A 24,373-nucleotide genomic window follows, 5' to 3' on the forward strand; every position below is an offset into this window, starting at 1 on the left:
ATTTTAACGCAAACGTTCAAATGTTCACTCAATAAACAGCTTAATCGGCAACGAACCCAATTGAGCAGATGAAATCGGAGTAGAAAAACACAAAATATGCACTTACTTGCTATAAAACCATGAACAAAGATCACACTTTTGGACCTATCACCCCATTCAATGACTGAAAAAGTTTGGCAACTTATTATTTGCCATCTAGGTTTATAAAAGTGTCAACTAACGTACTAGTGACAAAAACAGATTCTCTAACAACGTCAGCAGCTAACAACGCAAACACAACAATACACTGCCCCACCTTTGGTGGGGCTATTTTGTTTATCGGCAGGACAAAAAGGTCTGGCGTCGCAGCGCACAACAAGTACTCTGTTATTTTGAACTAGATTTATACCACTAGCAGTATAGAATAAGCGCCTCTTTAACCGATGCCAGAGATCACCATGCAACGCGATTACACCCTCTCATCCCTGCAAGCTACCCCAAGAGAAGAGCTCGAAGAACTCAGTCTGCGAATGATCCACCGCCTGATCCCAGAAGAATCGATGACTGAGTTGTTTACGTTCGATGCCGATGAGACGGAATCCGAAGACAAACTGCAAGAGGCACAGTTTGATGCCATGTTGAGGATGAGTGCGATCGCTCTTAGTGAACTGCCAGCCCTTTTCAGCGAATCAGACAATCAACAGCAAAACACGCTACGCATGCAACGCTTATTGCTTTGGCATTTTTATTCGGTTTCGTTTCACCTTGAACAGGCAATACCACTTGAAGTCCATTGTCAGCATGTGGAAGTGCTGCTTAAACAAGCCCCAACCAACGCATTAGAGTGGGTCACAACTTTAACCGACTTACTGCGTCAATACGCGGCCAATAACCAAAGTCGCTAATTCGAACTCGGTAGAACTGCGATAACCCAACCTCACAACATTGCGAGAATCGCCACTAGGATACTGAGTGTGAAAGGGAAGCAAAAGCCAAACTGAGGCCAATCAGTGTTATTCCACAACCACTAAAAAGGCCGGGCTGACCCGGCCTGATTATTTAATCGTTAGTGAGAACGACACGAGCATTCTGTTTCTGAATTGGGCGGTTGTTGTTACCCATCACCATCTGCATTTGTTTTGCCTGTTCTGTGGTTAAAGTTTGCGCAGATTTAAGCACAAACCAGCGTACGCCTTCAGAACAAGGTGGCGTCGTCAGAGAGCCATTAAAGCGGTAGTACTCCCCCGTTGCGGGCAACATATCTTTTACTGCAAACGGCGTTTGTAACCTCACGGTTTGACCGGGTTCAGGCATGGTCGCCGTCAACTGTGTGATCTGGTTATTTTCCCCCGGTGCTGCGTTATACATCACAGCAACAACCGCTAGGTTGCCATCTTTATCCGCATTAACAAAATGCGCTTCCAAGGGAAAGTGTTGACCACGAATGTGGTTTTCTGAAGGAGTATGGAAATGGAACTGCGCCAGATTAAACTCAACTCCATCTACTGTTACGGCGTTATTCCCCTCAACAACCGCTTGGAGTGTATGCCCGTTATTCGTCAGCCCAGTCACCATACCCTGATACTCAATGTTGAGTGGCATCAGCTCCGCATCAACCACATCCTTGATATCAATCGGGCTTTGGTTTTTGCCAGTGGCACACTCTTTGGCAACGTCTCCCCAATGTTCAGGTCCTTTATCCCCTTTGTAACCCCATTCAGCGGCCTGAGCCGTTCCCGCCATCGCAATCATCAAACTTGCGGCAATCAATGTGTTTTTCATGTTATTTCCTTATTATCGTCACCAACGGAAGATCGGCCACTATCATAAGTCGATGACCAAATCCATGAGTAGTAGGAAAACTTTGATTACCTGCGAATTTTGGAACCGGATACAAAAAAGTGAAAGTTACTTTTTTGTCAATTTCACTAGAAGTAATGCAATTGTTTGATAAATTCTTAAAAGAAGAGCAGCTTGGAATCAGTGATTTAAAAATTAAAATTGGTGATATCGATAGGTTTTTATTATGAATAAGTTTTTTCTATTATTGATGTTTTTTTCTTTTACAGCTCACACTTCCGTTAAGGAAATAAAATTAAGTGCGACTTGTGATATAGATAACGCCGCAAATGTTAATTTTTTTTCTGTTACCTATATTGGAGAATCACTAGTTAGAGTTGAGGTTAACACTAACCAAATATACGTGATAGCCAAAAGGGTTGACGGGGACCGTGGCGGGAGCAATTTTTTTTTCGAAGATACTGACAGTATAGGCATTGCTGGCGTAAATATTAACTGGGATAATATAAGTAAGACAATGCCTATGTTTAGAATTGACAAATTAAATGAAAGAGATTACGTAATTGAATGGTTTGGTTTTTTCGACGAAACCAGAAATATGTACTCATGGTCTAAGGCTGGCGGGGTGGAGGTAGATCTTTATAGCTCCAAGGCAATACTTCAAAACTGTGAGAATTACTAGATTCCCAGTGTTAGAAATCTGTGTCATTTAAGTAGAATGTACCAAACAGGAATGACACATGACCAAAGACTTCAATTTAGAACAAGCTAATAAAGAAAAGCGAGACCGCGAACGTTTTATGACCACTTAGAATGATCAGTTTGAAGATCATATTTAGCTATGGCCACACTCTCTCTTTTCAAGAAAATGGCCAACCTACAATGCACATCGATGACTCAAATAACAAAAAAGGCGACAGTTTCCCTGTCGCCTTTGATTATTCAGCATCTCGCTTCGATTATTCCCAGTCGAGAATCACTTTACCTGATTGGCCGCTACGCATCGCATCAAAGCCTTTCTGGAAGTCATCAACCTTAAAGTGGTGAGTGATGATTGGCGTCAAGTCTAAGCCCGACTGAATCAGCGATGCCATCTTGTACCAAGTTTCGAACATCTCACGGCCGTAAATACCTTTGATCACCAGACCTTTGAAGATCACTTGGTTCCAGTCGATGCCCATATCTGATGGCGGAATACCTAGCAGTGCAATTCGGCCGCCGTGGTTCATTGTCTTCAGCATGGTGCTGAATGCCGCCTGAACACCCGACATTTCAAGGCCCACATCAAAGCCTTCCGTCATGCCCAGCTCTTCCATTACGTCTTCAAGCTTCTGTTCCGCAACGTTAACTGCACGGGTCACACCCATTTTACGTGCAAGCTCAAGACGGTATTCGTTCACGTCTGTAATCACCACGTGACGAGCACCGACGTGCTTAGCCACTGCTGCAGCCATGATACCGATTGGGCCAGCACCTGTGATCAGCACATCTTCACCGACAAGATCGAAAGATAGTGCCGTGTGTACAGCATTGCCGAACGGGTCAAAGATTGATGCTAGATCGTCTGAGATGCCTTCAGGGATTTTAAATGCATTGAATGCTGGAATCACTAGGTATTCAGCGAATGCCCCTTCACGGTTTACACCCACACCAATAGTATTACGACATAGGTGAGTGCGGCCGCCACGACAGTTACGACAGTGACCACAAGTAATGTGGCCTTCACCTGAGACGCGGTCACCGATTTCGAATCCACGAACTTCCTGGCCAATAGCCACCACTTCACCCACGTATTCATGACCAACGACCATAGGAACAGGAATCGTGTTCTGAGACCACTCGTCCCAGTTGTAGATATGAACATCTGTACCACAAATCGCGGTTTTCTTAATTTTGATCAGAATGTCGTTATGACCAACTGTCGGTTTTTCAACCTCAGTCATCCAGATGCCTTCTTCAGGCTTTAGCTTAGATAGCGCTTTAATTTTCATTACTTAATGATCTCCATGTCACGACCCACTTCGATGAAGGCATCGATGGCGCGATCAAGTTGCTCGCGCGAGTGTGCCGCAGACATTTGTGTACGAATACGTGCTTGACCTTTTGGTACGACTGGGAAAGAGAAGCCAATCACGTAAATACCTTTTTCTAGTGCGCGTTCTGCAAACTCAGCCGCCACTTTAGCATCGCCAAGCATGATTGGAATGATCGCGTGGTCAGCACCACCCATAGTGAAACCAGCAGCTTCCATACGCGTGCGGAAATGCGCTGCGTTTTCCCATAGACGGTCACGTAGGTCACCACTTTGCTCTAGGAGATCGAGAACTCGGATTGAAGCATTAACGATGGCTGGTGCTACCGAATTTGAGAACAGATATGGACGAGAACGCTGACGTAGCCAGTCAATCACTTCTGCTTTACCTGAAGTATAACCGCCTGATGCGCCGCCCATGGCTTTACCTAGCGTGCCTGTGATGATGTCGATACGCTCAACCACATCGTGGTACTCGTGAGTACCTGCGCCTGTTTTACCCATGAAACCCACCGCGTGAGAGTCATCCACCATTGTCAGTGCGCCGTACTTATCAGCAAGGTCACAGATAGCTGGCAGGTTAGCGACTACGCCGTCCATTGAGAATACGCCGTCTGTCACGATAAGGATGTTACGAGCGCCCGCTTCTTTAGCCGCGATAAGCTGCTGCTCAAGCTCTTCCATGTTGTTGTTTGAGTAACGGAAGCGCATTGCTTTACACAAACGAACACCATCGATGATTGAAGCGTGGTTAAGGGCATCAGAGATGATCGCGTCTTCTTTACCCAGAATCGTTTCGAACAGGCCTGCATTAGCGTCAAAACAAGAGGTGTACAGGATTGTGTCTTCTTTACCAAGGAAAGTAGAAAGCTTTTGCTCCAGCTCTTTGTGGATGTCTTGAGTACCACAAATGAAACGAACAGACGCCATACCAAACCCGTGCTTATCCATGCCTGCTTTACCCGCTTCAATTAGCTCAGGGTGGTTAGCTAGGCCAAGGTAGTTGTTTGCACAGAAGTTAAGCACTTCTTCGCCTGTAGAGATTTTTACAGCCGCTTGCTGCTGAGAAGTGATAACGCGCTCTGACTTGTAAAGACCTTCAGCCTTTACTTCTTCAATCTGTTGTTTGATCTGTTGGTAGAATGCAGAAGACATTTCAAATTCCTTCCTAGTTATTATGTTAAGCACATTGCTTATTCATCACCTTCGTTTTCAAATTCGAAGGCGTCAAAAGTTGCCCTAAGTGTAATTCATGCACGCTATTTTCATTATCCCACCAGATGGAAAAACATTAGTGAATTCCAGGCACAAATAAACAATTTTTATGATGGATATCACGAACTATGCGTTGTGTGACGACATATTCCCTATTCATCGGCGCATTGGCTAAGTTTGTCTAGGGTGCGGTTGGTAGTAAAAATGAAATGACGACAGGAGAGAAATACAAAATAGGCGTCGGTTAGTTTAACCTATACGCCTGTTTTGGTGACATACAAGGGTGTGCGTGTTACTTTTCTAACACTAAGGAGACAATGGTGAGCAATACGACAGCGAGCGCAGCCAGCAAGATATCTTGCATCATTGAGCCCAAGTCAAGAAGAAAGCCTGGTTCTTGCATTTTGAGTACCTCTGCTGTTTACTATTTAGCCACCTTATCGACTCAACAATTCATTAACAACCGATTTAATTCTCAATTTAAAGACACATCACGGTTTCAATTTGGTTAATTCAAAACTTATTGCTTTGCTCCCAGATCTTGCATCCTTCATTTTGATCGTTGATGAAGGCAGCTTTACGGCCGCAGCTAAAAAGCTCGATGTAACGCCTTCGGCCCTGAGCAAATTGATCACACGGCTTGAGTCAGCCTTGTCCGCCAAGCTGTTTGAGCGCACGACTCGAAAACTCGTCATCACGCCTACTGGGCAGCAGGTTTATGACCAAGCGATAGTGATGGTCAACGCCGCCCAACAAGCTTGGGAGCTATCCACCACTGATCACAAACAAGCCACAGGCTCTCTTACCATTGCGGCGCCAGAGGCCTTTCTCAACTCTGTTTTACAGCCTTTTGTGGTGCCTTTTTTAAAACAATACCCAGACATTCAGCTCAAGTTGCGTGTGGCTGATGGCGAGATCGATCTACTCAGAGACGGGATCGATGTCGCCTTCAAGCTCACCGATAGACCCGATGAAAACTTGGTGCTTAAAGAGATCGGAAAAACTAACTTGGTCTTGTGTGCAAGCCCAGATTACATCGACCAACGTGGGATGCCATCCCACCCTACCGATTTACAACATCATGACTGCCTGTATTTGGCTGAAACAGAGCGAGACAACATCTGGGACTTTTTCAAAGACGACGAATTCCATTCGATGACGGTATCCGGCCGCTATGCAGTCAATCATTCACAGATGCGTCTCACTGGTGTGAAAAATGCGCTCGGTATAGGTATCTTTCATGATTTTGTGATCGCCGAAGCCATCGAAAAACAACAGGTCGTACCTGTACTTCATGATTGGACGATCAAAAGTAATTACCATGGTGTCGTCGCCATGCAGTACCCGCAAACCAAATACATGCCCGCTCGTCTGCGTGTTTTTATCGACTACATTAGCCAAGTGTTAGGCGATAAACTCGCCAGCCATTAACGAGAACTTCTATGTTTAATAAAATTCATCACGTGGCGATCATTTGCTCTAACTACTCAGTTTCTAAGCAATTTTATACCCAAATAATGGGGTTCGACATCCTAGCGGAAAACTATCGCCAAGCGAGACATTCTTACAAACTCGATCTGGCCCTGCCAGATGGCTCGCAACTTGAGTTGTTCAGCTTTCCCGACGCGCCAGAAAGGCCGAGTTTCCCAGAAGCACAAGGCCTTCGCCATCTCGCTTTTGAAGTCGGTAGCGTGGCAGAAGTCAAACAGTATCTGGAAAGCAAAGGAGTTGACGTTGAACCCGTGCGCATTGATGAATTCACAGGTAAAACCTTTACTTTTTTCCAAGACCCAGACGGACTACCTCTCGAGATTTATCAAGCTTAGATGGATTGACAAGGTAGTCATTGTCGCTTGACGCTACGATGTGCTTGCTGATGAGACCAGATAAGTACCTTTTCAAGCAAGCAGCGCCGGACTCGCTTTTTGACGATCCGGCGAGGCTTAGGATCACTCATTCAATTTCTCCCGTTCCGCTTTAGACACTAGATCGCTATCTCTACGCGACGTTCTGCTCTCTAACACCACACAACCAACACCGCCGATTGCGTAGGCAAACAGATCCTTCCAATCAAACGTCGCCCCCAGAGCAACGTGTAATGGAGAAGAAGGCTCGATACCCAACCATTGTGCCATCTGAAAGTACTGACCAACCTCAACCAAGAAAGCCACTGCGACCACCAGTAATGCCAATACCTTAGGATCCATTCGAATCACGGACGCTATGGTGTGGTAAAGCCACACCACAACTAATACATCACCAAAGGTCGGCCTGATAAAACTATCGCGAACATAACCCGCAATAACAATCAGGAGCACAAGCATCATCAAACTCTTCCCAGCATAGTACGTCGAAAAACGGACACCAATACGTCTAGAAGCAGTATGATTGCAGCCCTGACTAATTTCGTTGGATTGAGTTTTATGCCTCTGTGCTGCTTGAGTGTTCATCGCTCGCTGCCTCCACTGATTTGTGACTACGTTGATACCAGTCGACATTTCTGGTGATCACCATAACGACGCTAAGAATCACAAAACACAATAGTGTCCCCATCAGGAGCGCGTAACTTTCTGCCTCAAGTAACCCGAAGAGTAACCCGTATAGACACAATAGACTCGCTCCAAATACTGTACCCTGCTTGGTGTTGTCTAACATACCGCCGACGTAGACACTCAAAAGACAGGTCGAAGCCAAGACAGAGATGACATAAGCCCAGTTAAAACCCGTATGCTCACTGAGTGAGATAAGTAATAGATAGAACAGCGCCAAAGCAAGACCAACAAAGCCGTATTGAACAGGGTGGACAGGGCGAGCCTGAAACAATTCGAGCAAAAAGAAACTGGCAAACACAAGCGTAATGACAAGCAATGAATAGTTAATGGCACGATGCGATTTGAGGTAATGATCAACCGGATCAATCAGTTCAACCCCCATTTGACGCTGCTCCAACTCATAACATGACGACTCTTCGTCCATGCAATTTTTAAACAGTTGTGAAACATTGGATGAAAAATTGTTGCTTGACCACTGCGCGCTGAATCCAGATTCAGATACTGAAGATGATATCGGTAGGAAATCCCCGATGAAGCTTGGATGCGGCCACTCAGAAGAAAGTTCAACGGTCGAGGTCGTTCCGATAGGCGTGACCTGAAGCTTGCCCATTCCCTGCAGCAAGAAATTAAGCTCGAAGTCGAGGGGTTGAGAAGGGTCTAAACGATCCAGTGTCAGAGGAGTATGAAAACCTTGCGACAGTCGCTTGATATCTGTCCCCGGCACAATATCAAGCGCCTCTCCTCCCAGCTTCATCTGCTCCAGTTTCACCAGTCCACGGCTGTCTTTGACACCAACCACCATGGAAATATTTTCGATTTGAACTTGTTTAAATTCATTCAACGCCGACAGATCAAATGATCCCTTGAGCGCACTTTGCGCTTTATATAGGCGAGCTTTGTAGATACCACGATATTTTTCAAAGCTTTCCAAATGAGCAGACATATCAAAAGTGGTTGGTAAAATGTAAGCCTGACGCTCAACCTGATAAGTTTTGTCTTCATGACGAACCGTTTCCGTGTAATCAATCGCGATAAACGGGCCGGTAATACGTTGTTCGCCACTGCTGCTACGTGCAATCTCTTCTCTCACTTCTTGCTGACGATACGATCGTTCAGAAACTAGGCCACTGACCATAGAAATCGGAATTTGCAGCAAAACAAACAAAAACAGCACAAAGCCAAACTTCATGCCGAGTGGGTTATTAAAGATTTTCTTCATTTTTCTTCTCCTTAGCTGATGGTTTAACGATAAAACCGCCAGTTGGAGAATAGATGGAGTCTATATGGAGTTTTTATGGAGAAGGAAAGTGTAAGGTCACTTTGACGCCTTGATTAACATTCTCAATCAATAATGAACCTTTATGCAGTTTGACAACTTGCTCAACAAAATTTAGCCCCAGTCCGGTACTTTTCACACCATTTTGGCGTGCAAGCGAATAGAAACGTTCCGTGAGGCGAGGCATCGCGTAATCAGGAATCGCAGGCCCAGTATTGAAGATCGACACAGCAAGCTGTTCATCTGACTGAACGTAGTGCCAAACAATCGAGCCATTGCCATCAACAAAATCAAGGGCATTGTCCATAAGATTAAACAAGGCTTGCTGAAGCATAAAACCGTCACCGACCAGCACAACGTCACAGCTTGTCATCACTTCACATGTCACGCCTTTGGCATTGAGCCGAACATAAGAAGCCGCGACGATTTCGTCCAACATAGTGTTGATATTGATCGGTTCTTGCTTATCTAAATGTGGTCGTTTCTCTAATCTAGCCAACTCCAATAGCTTATCGACTAAAGACTGCATGCGGTCACTTTCGCGCTCAATGTTCGTTGCAAATCGTGTTACTTTTTCCGCAGGTAAAGGCATTTGCAATATTTCACTGGCGCCTTTAATCGCCGATAAGGGGCTTTTGAGTTCGTGAGTCAATGTTTGCACATACTCTTCAACATACTGCTTGCCATCGAGTTGATTGCGCATGTGTTCTAACGCATCACTCAAGGTACCGTATTCATAGAACACGCGAAATGTCGGCTTAGTAACTTTCTCACCCTGCCCCAATTTTACTGCGTAGTTTTCCAACTTGTTCAATGCTGAGTGGATGCGCCAAGCAAATAAAGCCCCTGCCAGCAATACCAAGCCACTCATCCAAACCATCCAGAACAACACATTGCGCTTCGAGAGGTCAATAAACGGCTGAACGGAACGATTGGACTTTGCCACCGTCACGCTGCCAATGATTTCGCCCTTGTGATAAATGGGAGCGGCAACGTGCATCACCGTTGATAGAGGATCATTAGGGTCTTCGGCCGTGCTTCGCGCACCGTATTGGCCACGCAATGTCAGATACACATCGTTCCATTGCGAGTAATCTTCCCCGACATCTTGTTGCCATGAGTCTGCAATCACAATGCCACTCTTGTCCGTGATGTAAATACGATGGTTGATCGCTTTTTTACCTATTTCCCAGATACGCGCTTCAGGTTCTCTTAAACCATACGCGGCAAGAAGCCTCGAAAATCGACTGTGTGAGATCTCGCCATTTGCTACGTCTTCTTCTGCCAGCACAGCCAAGAGATTCGCCATATCCACCAGCGTTTCTTCGGTGGTTTGGCGCACGGTCGGTTTCAGCTCCTGAATCACAGTGGAACTCACTGTGTAAGCTGTCATACCGACAAGAACGAAATATAAAAAGAACAGTCTTAATCCGAGTGGGATCTTAGGCCATGGCATGATTACTCACCCGTTTTGTCGTAGTAATAACCAAAACCACGCTTGGTGCATATACGCTCAGCCATAGCGAAGGGTTTCAGCTTGTTGCGTATCGCTTTGATGTGGGAATCAATATTTCGCTCGTAAGACGCATGGGGAGCCATGTCAGCCGCAACCATTAACTGTTCACGATTTAATACACGGCAGGATACTGCGATAAGTTTGCTCAAGATCTTAAACTCAACCGCGGTTAAGCCCAGCGGCTCACCAGCAACGCGATAATCAAAGTTGTCTGCCTTGAGATCATCATCCAACGATTGTGGAGGAACAGGTTGAGTGATGACTGGGCGAGATTTGATACGAAGTTTGATTCGCGCCAGCATTTCCCTTGGGCTAAAAGGTTTAGTGACATAGTCATCGGCGCCAATTTCCAGCCCGACAACACGATCGATTTCATCATTTCTTGCCGTCAGGAAGATAATCGGCACATCAGAAAACTCGCGAATGGTTTTACACAGCTCAAAACCATTTCCATCAGGTAAGCCAACATCAAGCACCAGTAGCGCAGGCTCATTGCTTTCAATATACGCCAGTCCTTCACCCGCCGTTGAAAACCACATAGGCTGATAACCATCCATTTCGAGAACATGAATTAAATTCTCCGCAATGGCTAGTTCGTCTTCAATAATGACGATGGTTGTTTTATCGCTCAATATTTCGCTCCATGGGGTCAGTTTTGTTCCATAACAAATTCATGATTAGAGACCATCCTTGGTGTGGATCGCTCAAAAACCAAAAAAGCGCATCGGCCAAGTCACTTCGCCCAATTCAATCAAATCATAAATAGTGAAAAACACGGCGCAGATAACCGCCAGTTTCAGCAGACGATAAACGATCAACATAAAAACTTCCTTATGGATGAAAATAGCCGCGACTACGGCTGATAAGACACCGAGAAATAGCAACCACGTTATACCTTTTACTGATTGAGATTTCGAGCACTAAACCGCGCAAATTTACTCTATGCCTGTGGCAACATTAGACCCCTTAATCTTGATATGCATCCCATTTAATACGCTCACTTAATAAAAATATGGTCGAGTTTGGCCATTTTAACCGCTTTTTAACCCTCGCATTCCTAGCATTCGGCCAATACTGCACACGAGGAAGAGACCAATGAGAAAACATGCTTGTCTACTGGCCCTGATCTTGGGGTTAACATCCCCAACCATGGCCATCCCTATCCCGGATGATCTGGACACGGAACTTCGTAAACTGATAGAACAACATAGCCTGACCGGAGAGCCAAATAAGGGCTTTGAAATACCCAGTGTCGATTCAAAAGAAGTCAAACTAGGCAAACTGTTGTTTTTCTCCAAAGCACTGAGCGGCAATAAAGACGTGGCTTGCGCCAGTTGTCATCACCCCTACCTTGGTGGAGGTGACGGATTATCACTCTCAGTGGGTACACTGGCTGAAAATGAAGATGTACTCGGCCCGGGCAGAAAAACGACCACGGGCCAGTTCTATGTAGCACGAAACACACCAACAATTTTCAATTCAGGATTGTACAAACGCAGTTTATTTCGTGATGCTCGTGTTGAATTTGTTGACTGGCTAGACCCAAGCAAAGGGATCAGTACCCCTGACGTTGCATTTGGTGAAGCGGACCCGAATTCAGGCGACACTCTATTGTCTGCTCAAGCTCGCTTTCCACCTGTTACCGCATCTGAGATGCGTGGTTTTGACTTTATGCAGGATGCATCCAATGAGGCCGTGAGAGCCCATCTAGCTGCTAGGATCGGCAATTATGGCGACGCTAAAGGCGAGTTATTTCAAAACCAGTGGTTGGAAAAATTCGCAGCCGTTTATGGTGACGACAAGTCACCGGAGAATCTGGTAACTTTTGCTAACATCACCCGTGCGCTCTCTGCTTATCAAGAGTCGATGAACTTTACCGACAACGCCTGGAACCGATACGTAAAAGGCGATTCAGCGGCACTGACGGCATCCCAAAAGCGTGGCGCATACCTGTATCTCTACATGCCACCCCCTCCATCTGACGGCGGAAACGAACCAGACTTTCTGCCCACACAATGTATTGGCTGCCACAACACAGACACCTTCAGTCAAACCAAGGATTCAAACTATCACCGCCTCGCCTTTCCACAAATTGGCCCCGGAACCGGAGAGCCGGGTATGGAAACCAATGACTTAGGTCGAGCCCATCGAAATGCAAGTGATGCAGACATCTATAGCTTTCGATCAGGCACGCTGTTAAACATTGAAGTAACAGGGCCATTCGGACACGCAGGAAGCTACGACACTCTCGAACAAGTCATTGAACATTATGATGATTACCATCAGATACTTGACCAATACATTGACGAGATGGGCTGGTGCGAACAACCTCAGTTTAAAGATGTCGACCACTGCAACAGCTTGTTTCCAGATACCAGAGACAACACAGATAAAGCCGCCAAGATCATTGATGACGAAATTGCCGATGGCGCCCCAGTGTTGCAAAAACTCAACCTATCAGATCAATCGAAAGCCGATCTGGTTAACTTTATGAAAGCCCTCACCGACCCTTGTGTGAAAAGCGCGGAGTGTTTGCAAGCCTGGCTACCGCAGCCAGAAGAATCCGATCCTGACGGGCTTCAACTGCACGCTATTAACTATCAAGGGGTTCCCCTTTATCTGCCCTCTAAGTGCTCGGAAGGTGACACCCTACATTCTGGTGAAAAGCTGACCAAAGATCAGGGCGAGTGTATTTCTGGCTCAGTGGAGCATTTTTACTTTAATGTACAGAGTGATAACACCACCGTCTATCTGAGCAGCCGAGACGGTCAAGGCGATCTCAAGCTCTACTACCACCCTACGACTTGGGCATCTCAACAAAATGCGCTAGCGGAATCGGTCGGTGAAGGCACAGAACAAGTGTTGAACATCACACTGAATCAAGGACGTCACTATGTGAGCGCAATCTCACAACAAGGGTATCAAGGCGTTTCTATCGCTGTGGGAGAACGCCCTGCCGACAAAGAGCCTGGTGAGCATCCAAAAGCTATCTCAGACCAATGTTTGCACTCTGCTCCTGTGTCATTTGGCGAATTGCAGAGCGGTACTCCTATCTGCACGGCACAAGGCGAAAATTCCTATTTTATCAAGATCACTGAGCCTAACAGCACTCTGGAAGTCAGAACTAGGCACGGTTCAGGCAACACCGATTTGTACGTTAGCCCTTATTGGCCAAGTACAAACCAGTTTGAATTTTCATCTCGACGCCCCGACAGCAATGAGTACCTGAGGATAGATTCACCCATGCCCGGCTGGTATTTCATTCTTGCAGCTGGCGATGGGCTCAATCAAGGCACGTCACTGCAAGTCGATGTCTCAACACAAAAATAAAGCAATATCTCAATCGAGGTAATTACAGCCAAGCCAATAAAGGGCTTGGCTTTCACCCATTTATTATTCTTACATTTGGACAAGCATGATTAACACAATACTGGTTGAAGACGATGCTGGCTTGGCAGGCAACATCATTGATTTTCTTGAACTTGAAAACATCGCATGTGATTACGCCAGTACTGGCGACACGGCACTCAATCTGATCGAAAAAAACCACTATCAAGTCATTATACTGGACATCAACCTTCCTCGGCTTGATGGCTTTAGCGTATGTGAACAACTTCGCTCGCAAGGGGTCGCGGTTCCGGTCATCATGTTAACCGCCCGAAGCCAACTCGAAGACAAACTGAAAGGTTTCAAGGTTGGAACTGACGACTACCTTGTCAAACCCTTTGCCATGGCAGAATTGGTTGCAAGAACAAAAGCCCTAGCAAACAGAAAAAGTGGTCAACTGACCCGATTCAAAGCAGGGAACATCCTATTTGATGCCCAAGAAAATCAGACCTATATCGACAACCAGCCTGTCAAACTGCTGCCGACCAGCCTGATTATCTTGGAACAACTGATGCGCGCTTATCCGCACCCGATTTCGCGTCAATCTCTGAATCTCGCCATCTGGGAAGATCGATTGCCGAACAGTAACGCCCTTAAAGTCCACATCCATTATCTACGTAAAGCATTGATTCAACATCAGAGCAACGTCTGCGTAGTATCGGTAAGCAAGCATGGATTTAAGTTGCAGGACAGCGATAGTGACCACCAATGAAATTTAAAATATCGAGCTTAAAACACTATATGATCGCCATGCTTCTTACCGCCGCTTTGATTCTCGTGACCCTGATGTCTACGCTATGGTTGCTGCACTTTTTTAATAGTCACGACAATATGATAAAAGGAGCTCTACTTGATATCGCTTATCAAAGCGGAGAGGAAAATACTGAGTCAAATCCACGTTTCGTCAAGGCGACAACATGGCATCACTTGCCGATTGAAATTCGCCGTCACTTCAATCGTGAGAAACTGGCTCCAAACCAACTTCATCATAAGTCCGATCGCAGCAACCCATTCTCTAGGCCTACTGAGTCCCTGTATCTGATGCCCATAACCAAGCCTGATGGCAAGTTGCACTATGTTGCTCATCATTTCAAAGAGCCGCCCAATGTCCCCGACGCAAACTGGTTCGAAACTCCCGAAATTCAGGCGATTCTTTTCGGGATATTCGCATTAAGCTTGTTCCTGTTGATGTTGTTTATATTTATGTACTCAGCCGCTAAGCCGATCCAAGACCTTTATCAGTGGGCGCGACAACTTAATGCCAACAATATGAGCAGTACACCACCAAACTTCCAATATAAGGAATTAAATACGCTTGCCATGATTATTCTCGATAGCCTGCGTAAAAACCAAGCCTCACTCCAACGTGAACAGGAGTTTGTCCGCTACGCCAGCCATGAACTACGCACTCCTATTGCCGTGATTCTTAGCAGCGTAGAGCTGATGGATAAGGTCGAAAACAAATGGCAAGCAAAAAGCTACAGTGCAAAACAACGCATCAAAGACGCCAGCCTCTGCATGGCTGAACTCTGCGACACATTATTATGGCTGAACAAGGCAGAACGCTCTCAGCTTACCACTCAATCTGTTGCATTCTCATCACTATTGCACTCCGAAGTAGAAAATCTCAGCTATCTCATCCAAGCCAAAAACATTGAGGTGCAAATCCACACCGACAGTTATCAAACAAGCCTGCCCTACGCGGCCATTAAGATGATAGTGGCCAACCTATTGCGCAATGCCGTCCAGCACACCCATGAAGGTGTGATCACGATTATTCAGCGACAAGGAAATATTCAGATCATTAACAAAGAGAACTCTAGCAATCATGATAACGGCCCAGACAACTCGGGGTTTGGGCTCGGCCTGATGTTAGTTAAACGCTTGTGTCGACAGCTAGGATGGGACTTCAGATTTGAAAAGACGCACGACCTATGCCGTGCATCTTTATTGATTGCGCAGCCAAACCTTAGGTTGACTAAAGGTTCAGATGACGCTCTTTGCGAGCAAAACGCACCTTAAACCAGGTTTTAGGCGCTTTCGTCAACAAAATGCCACACAGCAAAGGCAGCATCAGAGCCAATGACTGGTGAGACAGCATCTCACCATTGATAAACGCGGAAATAAACAGCGCAACCACTGGGAAAATCAGAAAGCAGATTGACGCCTGAAACGGGGTCGATACCTGTCCGAGCTTAAAGTACGCCACAATACCGCCAACACTGGCGACGAAACCGAGGTAAACCACCGCAGAGAGCGAGTCCCAGGTAAATGAGGCAACATCGACTCGCTCTCCGATAGACGAAACCCAAAATAACAGTATAGATGCCACCAAACAGGGTAACGCGTTATAGGTTAGCACCTGTATGTCCTTGCAATGTTTTTGCACAAGCACATACATCACCGCGTGAATCGCCACAGCCAACCCCAGAGCTGCCGTGCCGATCAGGTAGTCGGAACCGCCCATCTGCATTTCATTACCTAATATGAGACATAGGCTTATCACTGCCGTGATAAGGCCACATACCTGATGTTTGGCAAGTCGTAACCCAAGGAACAACCCAGACATTAACATCACAGCCACAGGCATGTTGGCAAAGATGATCGAAGCCAGACCGGAAGAAATGTATTGCTCACCATAAATCATTAAAGTGAAGGGAATGGCAAAGTACATCAGCGCGACAATGATCACCCACTGCCCTTTCCCTTTCGGAAAGCGTAATGGTTGCCCAAAGACTTTCGCCAGCAAAGCCAAAAGCGGAGCCGCAAGTAAAAAACGCAATGCGGTAGCAAATATCGGCGGAATAGAATGCAACGCCACTTCCATAGCAAACCAAGTGGTTCCCCATATTAAGCAAACAGAAACAAAAAGCACAAAAGTAAGAGACTTCGAATTCATGGTGATTACTACTCATTAAATCATTGTGGTAAATCATCGGCTTGTAGAGCATCAATGACGTAGCACAGTATACGGAGTTCACCAGAGAATTTTTTTGCCTTTAAACCTATCAATAATCAATTTTGGAGAAATTATTTTCTCAAATAAGCCATTTATAGAAAAATAACATCATCAAAACCTCTCAACTCAATGTCATTATTTTCTTTGCGGTTATTGATTATTTCCTTTAATTTTATGTTGAGCCAAACACATTAATACCAGTGATAGATAGGCAAGAAAACCGGCGTGGAAGGTGGTGTTCTGCTCACGGCTAGTGAAAGGTCCATGATGCGACTATGGTGGCAGTGATGTTGTCTGAGAAACCTTTTCCTCGTTACCAAGCAGCCACTCAAGAACGAGCAGCACTTCGACGTTGGCGACACTTGTTTGGCCGGTTCAATAAGCTAAGAAAGCCATTGCGGATTATGCTTTATTTTCAGCCCACAATCGTATTTTGCTGTTGAAGCTTAGGAGCAACAAACTACACCGCCACATTCGTCCTCACAGAGCCATCAGTAATCATCACAGCACCAGGCATTCACTGTGATTATTGTATTTTATCGTGATATGATTTGCCCTTTTTTGATTCTTAAAAGCATGCATCTTTTACGAAATCACTTGTCTCAGAAGGAGGTGAATCAGGCAATAAGAGAGATGTTTTAAAAATGAATGTAGTGGCAAATTAACGGATATATTGAAAAAACAATATGAGAATAATTAAATTTATATTTGTCTTGTTGGCCATGGCTGCATCCACCGCACAAGCGGTAAGTATGGATGTATACATGAAAAATGTCAGTCATGACAACTATCAGTTCTATGCGAAAGTGGTAGAGCCTTCAGATAAACCAATCGTGTTTATACACGCAGAAGTAGCCATTCCTATTGCGATCGGGCCAGAAACTCCGGAACATCAAAGGACGAGCTATCTGCATGTTTGGAAAGAAAACAACCAATGGAAAGGAGAGCGTTTCACTAGCGCCAATACACCTAGATACAATGATTTCTTGAAGTGGAGCCAAAGTAATAGACTAAGTAACAGTGCGTATAGTTACTCCAGCAGTGCTTCCTCGATATCTCTCAACATTGGCACATACAAATTTGGTATTAACAACTACAAGTCTTCACCATCTGTATCGCAAACATGGCACGGTGTATCTTCTGGACTTATTGGCGGACAGCTTATTTATCCGTATGCCTCCTTTGTGCAAAGTGATAAAGCGATAGACATTGAATCGTATATCACTGATGAAGGTCAAGCTGCTCTCTCTTTACAAATACCCTACTCACAAAGTAGTGCTCGTCTCTCCTTTGTTGAAAATGCTTACACAGTTGAAGGTATGGCATCACTTCAGTCTGATGCAAATGTATCAGTCACTAATGGAAGTGATCTCACCACTATTACCATTGATCACCCTGATAAAGTAGTTTCTTACTATTTAAAAACACAACGCTGGGTAGACCACAACTCAGGGGTAAAAAATCCTAATGGTTCGGGTTGGATAACACAGCCTTATCAAGCGGATTACCTTACCGCTATCGGCCAATGTGAACGTCTAAAAACAGCCGCAGAACCGACATGTTTACCTGTTGTTAAGTTAGACTATGGCCGAAAAGCAAGTCTAAATTCATTCCCTCATTTGACAGGGTGGCGAGATTCAACTCAATCAATAAAACATAACTACCAAAACCTGGGTGGAGTTATGGCTATTGTGAGTACGGATACGTCGACTGCTTCCGCTGTTGGTACAACACAATCTACGTACTCCTATGCCTTAAACAGTGCAAGCCAACCCGTATCTCTGAGTGAAGAAAATGTCCCTGATGCTAACAATAACACCCGTCAGGTCACAACTTACATTACCCATGGTGAGTACGCAGGTCTCGCGAGTAGAATAGCTCGACATGGAACCTTAGATGGCACCGAATATTTGTTATCTAACACGGCGATTGAATGGCGAATTGCGTCTAATGGTCAGGCTCAGAAAGCTAAAGTTGTCGAATCTGTGTATGCGATGGATGGCTCCATAAGCCAAACAACGACTACCGAGAATTATTATGATGCTAAAGACCGTTTGGAAAAACGCATCAATGTTGTTGACAACAATAACGGTGAGCAAATTGAAGATCAGGTCGAATATCGATATCAAGATGACTACGCGGTTGGCAAGGTTGAGCGTCGCAGCATCCTAAGCCCTGCCTACGAAAATGGTGTCAGCGATCAACTGGTCAAAGAGTTCGAGTATGTTTATCAGGGAGATAAGCTGGTTGAACAAATCACGCGTCAGGGGCAGTATGAAATTAGTGACGCGGTTACTCAGGATGATAAAAGCCGTGTGACGGCGCGCATAAGAAAAGTCAATGGGCAAGTCATTCTACGTGAAACCAACCAATATACAGGTGACAACCTAACGCAACGTTGTGAAAACGGCCAGTGTATTGATTATCAGTACCGTACAACTGAAACCGGGCGAGTAGAAACATCGTCGATTAACGGCATACGTTACGAAGAAACACATTACGACGATAAAAACCGTGTAGTCGCTAAAACTGCCCGTGGCATCACCAAAAAAACCGAGTTTTACACCATCGACGCCGTACCAGCTCACTTAAATGAGTGGGTAGCTGTATGTCCTAGCGATACGATGTCTGTTATTTACAGCCCGATGCCTGAGGCAATGACTTGTGAAACAAGTCGAGGTCTGTACCAGATCCTCAAGGGTATGGACGAAAGATTCATTATCTCAGCAGAGCTCAAAGACGACGATTACTCAAAGCAATTACTATTACCACACTTTGAAGGTGATGAAGCCGTCACGTACTCGGTCAAAGGTGATACGCAATCTCAAAGCATTGAATACGCCGTTAATGGCCAGAGCGAAAACCACTCGGATCTATTGGACAACATCACAGAGTCTTATGATAAGTGGGGCAATGTCACCCGCCGCTATCATGATATCTCAGGGCTTTTGTACCAAGTAGACGACCATCTCGGTAATTCCATTCGTTTTACCTACAACGCAATGGGCAAGCTAACGTCATCGGAGCTAAACAATAACTCAGCGACAAAAATTGTTTACATTTATGATTCGCGTGGCCAAAGGATCAAAACCATCGATCCTTCTCGAGGAAGCTGGGAGTATCACTACAACTTAAGTGGCCAAATTGCATGGCAGCTGGATGCCAATGGCGATCGCACTGAGTTTAGCTACGATAGCTTTAACCGTATGACACGTATGTCGACGCCTGAGTCAACCGTGTGTTACGAGTTTCCAACCGAACTTCCACTCGCAGAACCAAGCCGTGTTGTTAAAGTAACAGGCAAGCAACAAACCTGTGCTGGTCAAGATGCCATTTACGAAGAAGTTAACACCTTTGAGTGGCCTAATGGTTGGCTTAAACGTAAAGACATTACCCTAGAAGACGGTTATACACAGACCACTCACTATGAATACGATAGTAATGGTCAGGTGATCAAAGAGACGACACCGTCTCGTCTAGGCAATGAGTTTGCACTTGAAATTGGTTACAACAACGGCTCACCCTATAAGTGGACCAACGCCCAAAGCGGTGAACTTTACAAAGAGATCTTAGCTAAAGATGCTCAGCAACGCGTAACACATGTACGTTTCGGTAATGGCCTAGAAGAGTTTTACCGTTTTGATCGCGTATCAGGACAACTATTAGAACAGTCGGCAACACGTAGCGGCGTGTTAGTCTACCGTTTTGATTATCGCTATAACTCCGATGACCTTCTGGCTAGCCGTAAGCGCCATTTTTACTATCGGAACCGAAGTGAAACCTCATTTGAAGATGAATACAGCTACGATGAGCAAAATCGCCTAAAAGCGCATACTATTAAGCAGTTCTGTGTTAATGGTGTTTGTCAGGAGATCGAGGCTGATGGCTTCATCTCAGCCAGTGCTGAGTTCAAATACGATACGTATGGCAACATCACTTATAAAACTGGGGTGGGCGATTATTTCTATGAATCCTCCGACCCGTTTAAGCTAACTCGCCTTGAAGAAGAAAACGGTGAAACTCGCAACTTTACCTATGACAGCAACGGTAACATGCTGTCGGATGGTCTCAGACAGTTCCGCTATGAAAGTAACCGTTTAGTCTATGTCGGTCGAGCCAAAGACAACCAAGACAATACCGTCGTTGATCGGGATGAAACTCGGTTTACCTATGGCCCCGATGGTCAGCAGATTGTCCGTACTGATAAACGTTTTGATGTAGCAAGCCTTGAGTGGGTAACAGAAAAGTCCTTCTCAACGGGCACCTATACCTACCGCCAAAGCTCTGACAACCAACAATATGAAACCTACGGGGGCAATGGCTTTTCATTAACCTGTAGTGAATCTTCATGTTCTGTTGCCTATTCTCATACTGATCGTTTAGGCCAGCAAATTATGGTAACTAATGCTGAAGGCACAGTTACCTCGCAGACATTTACAGACCCATTCGGTTCTACGCACAATGTACTCATGCCTGAGATGGATGATGCCTTTGCCATCTCACCGACTTATAGCTCTATGTTTGGCCATGTCGGTGTCGCAGGGTTTGACCTGATTCATATGAAAGGCAGAGTGTACGACCCTTATTTGGCAAGATTTATTCAAGCCGATGCCTTTATCAAAGGCAAAGAGTCAATCGCGAACTACAATCGCTATAGCTTTAACTTAAACAATCCCGTCAATAATATTGACCCAAGCGGCTATTTGTTCAAAAAAATCCGTAAAGCAGTCAAGCGAGGTTGGAACAAGATTAAGGAAGAAGCGAGTCGAGTTGCCAATCAAATTAGAGCAGAAGCCAAACGCGCTGAAAGTCGAATTCGTAACGAAGCGAAACGTGCTGAAAGCCGAGTTCGCAACGAAGTTAAGCGTGCCGAAAGCCGAGTTCGCAATGAAGCTAAACGCATAGAAAGCCAAATCCGTCATGAAGCTAAGCGCTTCGAGAGGCGGGCTCGTCATGAAGTCGGACGCTGGGAAACCGATGTGCGTCATGGGGTGAAGATTGTTGGTCAGATAATCAAAGAAAACCCCGAAATGGTACTCGCCATGGCGGTCGCGGCCTGGGTCGTTGGGCCCGCGGCGATGAAGTTTTACGGCGAATTTATGATCGCACAGTTTGGTCAGGGCATAATGGCCACAACGCTGGCGGGGGCCGCGACAGGGGCAACCGTTGCCGCGAGCAGTCATGTAATCAGTAATAAAGGAGATCTTAAAGGGATTGAGAAGTCCATTTTGCATGGGGCCATAACTGGAGGCCTAGCCGCTGGTATAGCTCATGGCATAATGGAAACCCAATTTATGACTGATTTGCTTGGCAATGCTTCACCGCTAGCCAATTCGGTCAACGACATCCTGAAAAGCGTTGGTATGGCTGGCGCCGACCATCTAATTTATGATCGGGATTTTTCAGATGCCTTCCTAGTCTCCTTCTTGCAGACTACTTCCAACGGCTATATTAACGAGTACATGCAAGGCTTCAATGCTCTTGCTCAGAGCTTTGTTTCTGGCGTCGTGGGAGGTATGATTACCAGTGAGATTTACGGTGGAGAATTTGCCGCAAACTTTGCCCACGGTTTTATCGGCTCTTACATCGATTATACTCAAAATGCGTTGGGGGGTATTCTTGACACCGACTTTACTTTAATCGAAGCACTAGAGCTGACAATGGACTTTGTGCCCGTTGTGAGTAACCTTAAAGCCGCGTATGAGTTTAGTACTGGTGAGACGATATTTGGTGGCATCGAGTTAGAGCCTCTTGATCGTAATCTAGCCGCAGCGAGTATATTTTTGGGCCCCGTTGCAAAAGCAGCGGTTAAAACGACTAAAGTAGCGGTTACGGTAGCAAGACATTCCGATGAAGCCGTTGATTTACTTACTGCGAGCTCGAAAGTCCATGATGCGACTAAAGCGACAGATGCAGCGCTGAGTGGTGTTACAAAGAGTGGATTAAGAAATGTTGATATCTTTGATCAACTAGATGTAGACCAAATTACAGCACTAAATAAGCAGTTTAGTAATGGGCTTACTATTCCAGGGAAAGATGTATCAACAGTACTTGCAAACGCATCCTATCGTGAAGGTGGTATAAATCAGGCTGCTTCAGTTATTAGAGATATTGCCGGGGGCCACTTGTTCCAAAATGGTAATAAGAGAACAGCTCAAGCATTGGTGGAATCATTCAATCTAGGAGTTGACTCTAAAACTTTAAGAGGTGTCATAGACCAAGTTGGGCAAGGTAATTTGAGAAATGTTGATGATATAGCCAAAGCATTAGGAGGGAACTAGTATGGCTTCAGTTTCTGAATTGTTCGAGCAACATTTGCTGTCTCAATCTCCAGAGTCGAATACTTTTTGGGGATATGCAATACCCTTGATAGAAAAGTTGCAGCAGGATGGAGTTTCATTCTTCTTCAGGTCAGATGGCGAAAGAAAGTCTAATGTCTATACGATAATAGTTGAAGGTAAGCCTATGAATGGAGACTATATAAGGTGTGAAACCGATCTATTAGAAAGAGGTATTGAGCAAGTTCTGTCAGAGTATGCTAAGGATTATTGGAATTAGCCTTCTGAGATAATTTGTAGATATTTTTGATGCCAGCAGTCATTTTAATCTTGGCTGAAACATTAGCTGAATGAACTTTTATTTTAGGTGGCTTGAATCCATTTTCAGCCACCTGTTTTTCTATCCAAAGTACTACATCATAACCGGTTCCGACGGAATCATTCCCAAGATCATGATCAAGGCTAATGCATTCAACATTGCCTTGCTTTAAGTAATTAATAGCTTCTTCAGGCCACCGAACAAGGATCCAGCCTTTTGGAGGGGTACGTTCATCATCCAAGAAAACTTTCATCCTTTAATTACTCCTTGTTGCCTTCCTGAATCCCAGCGTCTGGATTGGTACTTGATGATCAAACTCTCCAGCACTTCCCGTATCACCATCTGCTCACCTTCAGGCATCTGACATCTGACTGATCGCTTCTAGCTGTAAGGCAAGATCGTCACCAGGGCCACGCTCATGTTCCTCAAATAGCAAGAAGTCGGTACTGACATGCAGTCCGACCGCTATCTTCTTAATCGCTTCCAGCGAAGGCTGGGCCTGACCTGCTTCATACTTCTTCAGGCTGTTTACATGTACGCCCAGCACATCGGCCATCTGCTGTTGGGTTAGTCCCTTCTCTTTACGTAGGGTAATAAGTCTCTTCGCCAGGCTCATCATCAAAAGTGTTCTGATTAACGTTACCACTATCTTAACCCCTGGTCTATTACCCTGTTGCCATAATATTCATTATCATGGACTTAGCAAGATTATAGAGTCAACATAAATGAAGAACAGGCACCGATTTGCAAGGACTCTAATTATTATCCAGAAATATAGAATAACTCCACCATATCAACAGTAAAAATATAGCATTCAAATCTCAATCGCTAATAGCAGTCGTCATTTTTGTTATAACTGATTGAATAAACAGGAAATAAGACGTTATAATCCCTCCCCTTTCTGGCTAGCGATAAGAGAAAAAATCATAAAGCAGGTCAAAATCGGCTTTTCGCCTATTTCTCAACCCCAAATCACCTTCCATTTCACCAATCTTCTTGTTAGATCGCCTAAACCACTAGTTTTATTAACCTTTTTCAATTGGTTAAATTGTAATCAATA

Annotated in this window: 19 protein-coding genes; 9 read left to right on the forward strand and 10 right to left on the reverse strand. The window is 45.1% G+C overall.

Annotation, left to right across the window (positions count from 1 at the left end; translation table 11 throughout):
- Nucleotides 1-437 precede the first annotated feature (437 nt).
- Nucleotides 438-884, forward strand: a complete 447-nt coding sequence (locus tag TW84_RS19545; RefSeq protein ID WP_045977328.1) for a hypothetical protein — start codon at nt 438-440, stop codon at nt 882-884.
- A gap of 154 nt (nt 885-1,038) precedes the next feature.
- Here the strand turns inward: TW84_RS19545 and TW84_RS19550 are convergent, their stop codons facing one another.
- Nucleotides 1,039-1,761, reverse strand: coding sequence for a carbonic anhydrase (locus TW84_RS19550; RefSeq protein ID WP_045977306.1), 723 nt, complete (start codon nt 1,759-1,761; stop codon nt 1,039-1,041).
- A 244-nt stretch (nt 1,762-2,005) separates the two neighbouring features.
- On the opposite strand from TW84_RS19550, the gene TW84_RS19555 reads away from it, so the two are divergent.
- Nucleotides 2,006-2,461: a hypothetical protein gene (locus TW84_RS19555; RefSeq protein WP_045977307.1), complete on the forward strand. Its 456-nt coding sequence runs from the start codon at nt 2,006-2,008 to the stop codon at nt 2,459-2,461.
- A 277-nt stretch (nt 2,462-2,738) separates the two neighbouring features.
- On the opposite strand, the gene tdh is transcribed toward TW84_RS19555, so the two are convergent.
- Nucleotides 2,739-3,770, reverse strand: coding sequence for an L-threonine 3-dehydrogenase (tdh, locus tag TW84_RS19560; protein WP_045977308.1), 1,032 nt, complete (start codon nt 3,768-3,770; stop codon nt 2,739-2,741).
- Complete coding sequence (locus TW84_RS19565; protein WP_045977309.1) at nt 3,770-4,966, reverse strand: glycine C-acetyltransferase; 1,197 nt, start codon at nt 4,964-4,966, stop codon at nt 3,770-3,772. The genes tdh and TW84_RS19565 overlap by 1 nt, the downstream gene beginning before the upstream one ends.
- A 564-nt stretch (nt 4,967-5,530) precedes the next feature.
- On the opposite strand from TW84_RS19565, the gene TW84_RS19570 reads away from it, so the two are divergent.
- Together TW84_RS19570 and gloA2 are read left to right on the forward strand one after the other, a co-directional pair.
- A complete protein-coding gene (locus tag TW84_RS19570) occupies nt 5,531-6,457 on the forward strand; it encodes a LysR family transcriptional regulator (protein WP_045977310.1) in 927 nt (308 codons plus the stop codon).
- Between the two features lie 11 nt (nt 6,458-6,468).
- A complete protein-coding gene (gene gloA2 / locus TW84_RS19575) occupies nt 6,469-6,852 on the forward strand; it encodes an SMU1112c/YaeR family gloxylase I-like metalloprotein (RefSeq protein WP_045977311.1) in 384 nt (127 codons plus the stop codon).
- A gap of 123 nt (nt 6,853-6,975) precedes the next feature.
- On the opposite strand, the gene TW84_RS19580 is transcribed toward gloA2, so the two are convergent.
- The 4 genes from TW84_RS19580 to TW84_RS19595 form a co-directional block, all read right to left on the reverse strand.
- On the reverse strand, nt 6,976-7,476 hold the full coding sequence (locus tag TW84_RS19580) for a ribosomal maturation YjgA family protein (protein ID WP_240478206.1): 501 nt from the start codon (nt 7,474-7,476) through the stop codon (nt 6,976-6,978).
- Nucleotides 7,448-8,797, reverse strand: a complete 1,350-nt coding sequence (gene creD / locus TW84_RS19585) for a cell envelope integrity protein CreD (RefSeq protein ID WP_045977313.1) — start codon at nt 8,795-8,797, stop codon at nt 7,448-7,450. Before creD ends, TW84_RS19580 begins: the two co-directional genes overlap by 29 nt.
- Nucleotides 8,798-8,870: 73 nt before the next feature.
- Nucleotides 8,871-10,313, reverse strand: a complete 1,443-nt coding sequence (gene creC, locus TW84_RS19590; RefSeq protein WP_157634072.1) for a two-component system sensor histidine kinase CreC — start codon at nt 10,311-10,313, stop codon at nt 8,871-8,873.
- Nucleotides 10,313-11,002, reverse strand: a complete 690-nt coding sequence (locus TW84_RS19595) for a response regulator (RefSeq protein ID WP_045977315.1) — start codon at nt 11,000-11,002, stop codon at nt 10,313-10,315. The genes creC and TW84_RS19595 overlap by 1 nt, the downstream gene beginning before the upstream one ends.
- Before the next feature lie 463 nt (nt 11,003-11,465).
- Here TW84_RS19595 and TW84_RS19605 point away from each other — a divergent pair, with 463 nt between their 5' ends.
- From TW84_RS19605 to TW84_RS23785, 3 genes are all read left to right on the forward strand, one after another.
- A complete protein-coding gene (locus tag TW84_RS19605) occupies nt 11,466-13,700 on the forward strand; it encodes a cytochrome c peroxidase (RefSeq protein WP_045977317.1) in 2,235 nt (744 codons plus the stop codon).
- 85 nt (nt 13,701-13,785) lie between these two features.
- Complete coding sequence (locus tag TW84_RS19610; protein ID WP_045977318.1) at nt 13,786-14,469, forward strand: response regulator transcription factor; 684 nt, start codon at nt 13,786-13,788, stop codon at nt 14,467-14,469.
- Entirely contained in the window at nt 14,466-15,779 is a 1,314-nt protein-coding gene (locus tag TW84_RS23785; protein WP_052707943.1) for a sensor histidine kinase, read from the forward strand. Before TW84_RS19610 ends, TW84_RS23785 begins: the two co-directional genes overlap by 4 nt.
- Here TW84_RS23785 and TW84_RS19620 read toward each other — a convergent pair.
- Nucleotides 15,736-16,656 carry a DMT family transporter gene (locus tag TW84_RS19620; RefSeq protein WP_045977319.1) on the reverse strand — a complete coding sequence of 307 codons (921 nt, stop codon included), beginning with the start codon at nt 16,654-16,656 and terminating at the stop codon, nt 15,736-15,738. The two genes, TW84_RS23785 and TW84_RS19620, sit on opposite strands and share 44 nt — an antisense overlap.
- 746 nt (nt 16,657-17,402) lie before the next feature.
- Here TW84_RS19620 and TW84_RS19625 point away from each other — a divergent pair.
- Entirely contained in the window at nt 17,403-22,997 is a 5,595-nt protein-coding gene (locus TW84_RS19625) for an RHS repeat-associated core domain-containing protein (RefSeq protein ID WP_084720271.1), read from the forward strand.
- Nucleotide 22,998: 1 nt separating this feature from the next.
- A complete protein-coding gene (locus tag TW84_RS19630) occupies nt 22,999-23,274 on the forward strand; it encodes a hypothetical protein (protein WP_045977321.1) in 276 nt (91 codons plus the stop codon).
- Here TW84_RS19630 and TW84_RS19635 read toward each other — a convergent pair.
- Nucleotides 23,255-23,566, reverse strand: coding sequence for a cyclic-phosphate processing receiver domain-containing protein (locus TW84_RS19635; RefSeq protein WP_045977322.1), 312 nt, complete (start codon nt 23,564-23,566; stop codon nt 23,255-23,257). The two genes, TW84_RS19630 and TW84_RS19635, sit on opposite strands and share 20 nt — an antisense overlap.
- 99 nt (nt 23,567-23,665) lie before the next feature.
- Complete coding sequence (locus TW84_RS19640; RefSeq protein WP_205622501.1) at nt 23,666-23,959, reverse strand: helix-turn-helix domain-containing protein; 294 nt, start codon at nt 23,957-23,959, stop codon at nt 23,666-23,668.
- Nucleotides 23,960-24,373 lie beyond the last annotated feature (414 nt).

The sequence above is a fragment of the Vibrio neptunius genome, from assembly GCF_000967495.1.
Taxonomy (GTDB): domain Bacteria; phylum Pseudomonadota; class Gammaproteobacteria; order Enterobacterales; family Vibrionaceae; genus Vibrio; species Vibrio neptunius.

What these genes read in the sequence shown, in the direction of transcription:
- TW84_RS19545 (WP_045977328.1), top strand. Translation starts at nt 438, where the DNA reads ATGCAACGCGATTACACCCTCTCATCCCTGCAAGCTACCCCAAGAGAA.
- TW84_RS19550 (WP_045977306.1), bottom strand. Translation starts at nt 1,761, where the DNA reads ATGAAAAACACATTGATTGCCGCAAGTTTGATGATTGCGATGGCGGGA.
- TW84_RS19555 (WP_045977307.1), top strand. Translation starts at nt 2,006, where the DNA reads ATGAATAAGTTTTTTCTATTATTGATGTTTTTTTCTTTTACAGCTCAC.
- tdh (WP_045977308.1), bottom strand. Translation starts at nt 3,770, where the DNA reads ATGAAAATTAAAGCGCTATCTAAGCTAAAGCCTGAAGAAGGCATCTGG.
- TW84_RS19565 (WP_045977309.1), bottom strand. Translation starts at nt 4,966, where the DNA reads ATGTCTTCTGCATTCTACCAACAGATCAAACAACAGATTGAAGAAGTA.
- gloA2 (WP_045977311.1), top strand. Translation starts at nt 6,469, where the DNA reads ATGTTTAATAAAATTCATCACGTGGCGATCATTTGCTCTAACTACTCA.
- TW84_RS19580 (WP_240478206.1), bottom strand. Translation starts at nt 7,476, where the DNA reads ATGAACACTCAAGCAGCACAGAGGCATAAAACTCAATCCAACGAAATT.
- creD (WP_045977313.1), bottom strand. Translation starts at nt 8,797, where the DNA reads ATGAAGAAAATCTTTAATAACCCACTCGGCATGAAGTTTGGCTTTGTG.
- TW84_RS19605 (WP_045977317.1), top strand. Translation starts at nt 11,466, where the DNA reads ATGAGAAAACATGCTTGTCTACTGGCCCTGATCTTGGGGTTAACATCC.
- TW84_RS19610 (WP_045977318.1), top strand. Translation starts at nt 13,786, where the DNA reads ATGATTAACACAATACTGGTTGAAGACGATGCTGGCTTGGCAGGCAAC.
- TW84_RS23785 (WP_052707943.1), top strand. Translation starts at nt 14,466, where the DNA reads ATGAAATTTAAAATATCGAGCTTAAAACACTATATGATCGCCATGCTT.
- TW84_RS19620 (WP_045977319.1), bottom strand. Translation starts at nt 16,656, where the DNA reads ATGAATTCGAAGTCTCTTACTTTTGTGCTTTTTGTTTCTGTTTGCTTA.
- TW84_RS19625 (WP_084720271.1), top strand. Translation starts at nt 17,403, where the DNA reads ATGAGAATAATTAAATTTATATTTGTCTTGTTGGCCATGGCTGCATCC.
- TW84_RS19630 (WP_045977321.1), top strand. Translation starts at nt 22,999, where the DNA reads ATGGCTTCAGTTTCTGAATTGTTCGAGCAACATTTGCTGTCTCAATCT.
- TW84_RS19635 (WP_045977322.1), bottom strand. Translation starts at nt 23,566, where the DNA reads ATGAAAGTTTTCTTGGATGATGAACGTACCCCTCCAAAAGGCTGGATC.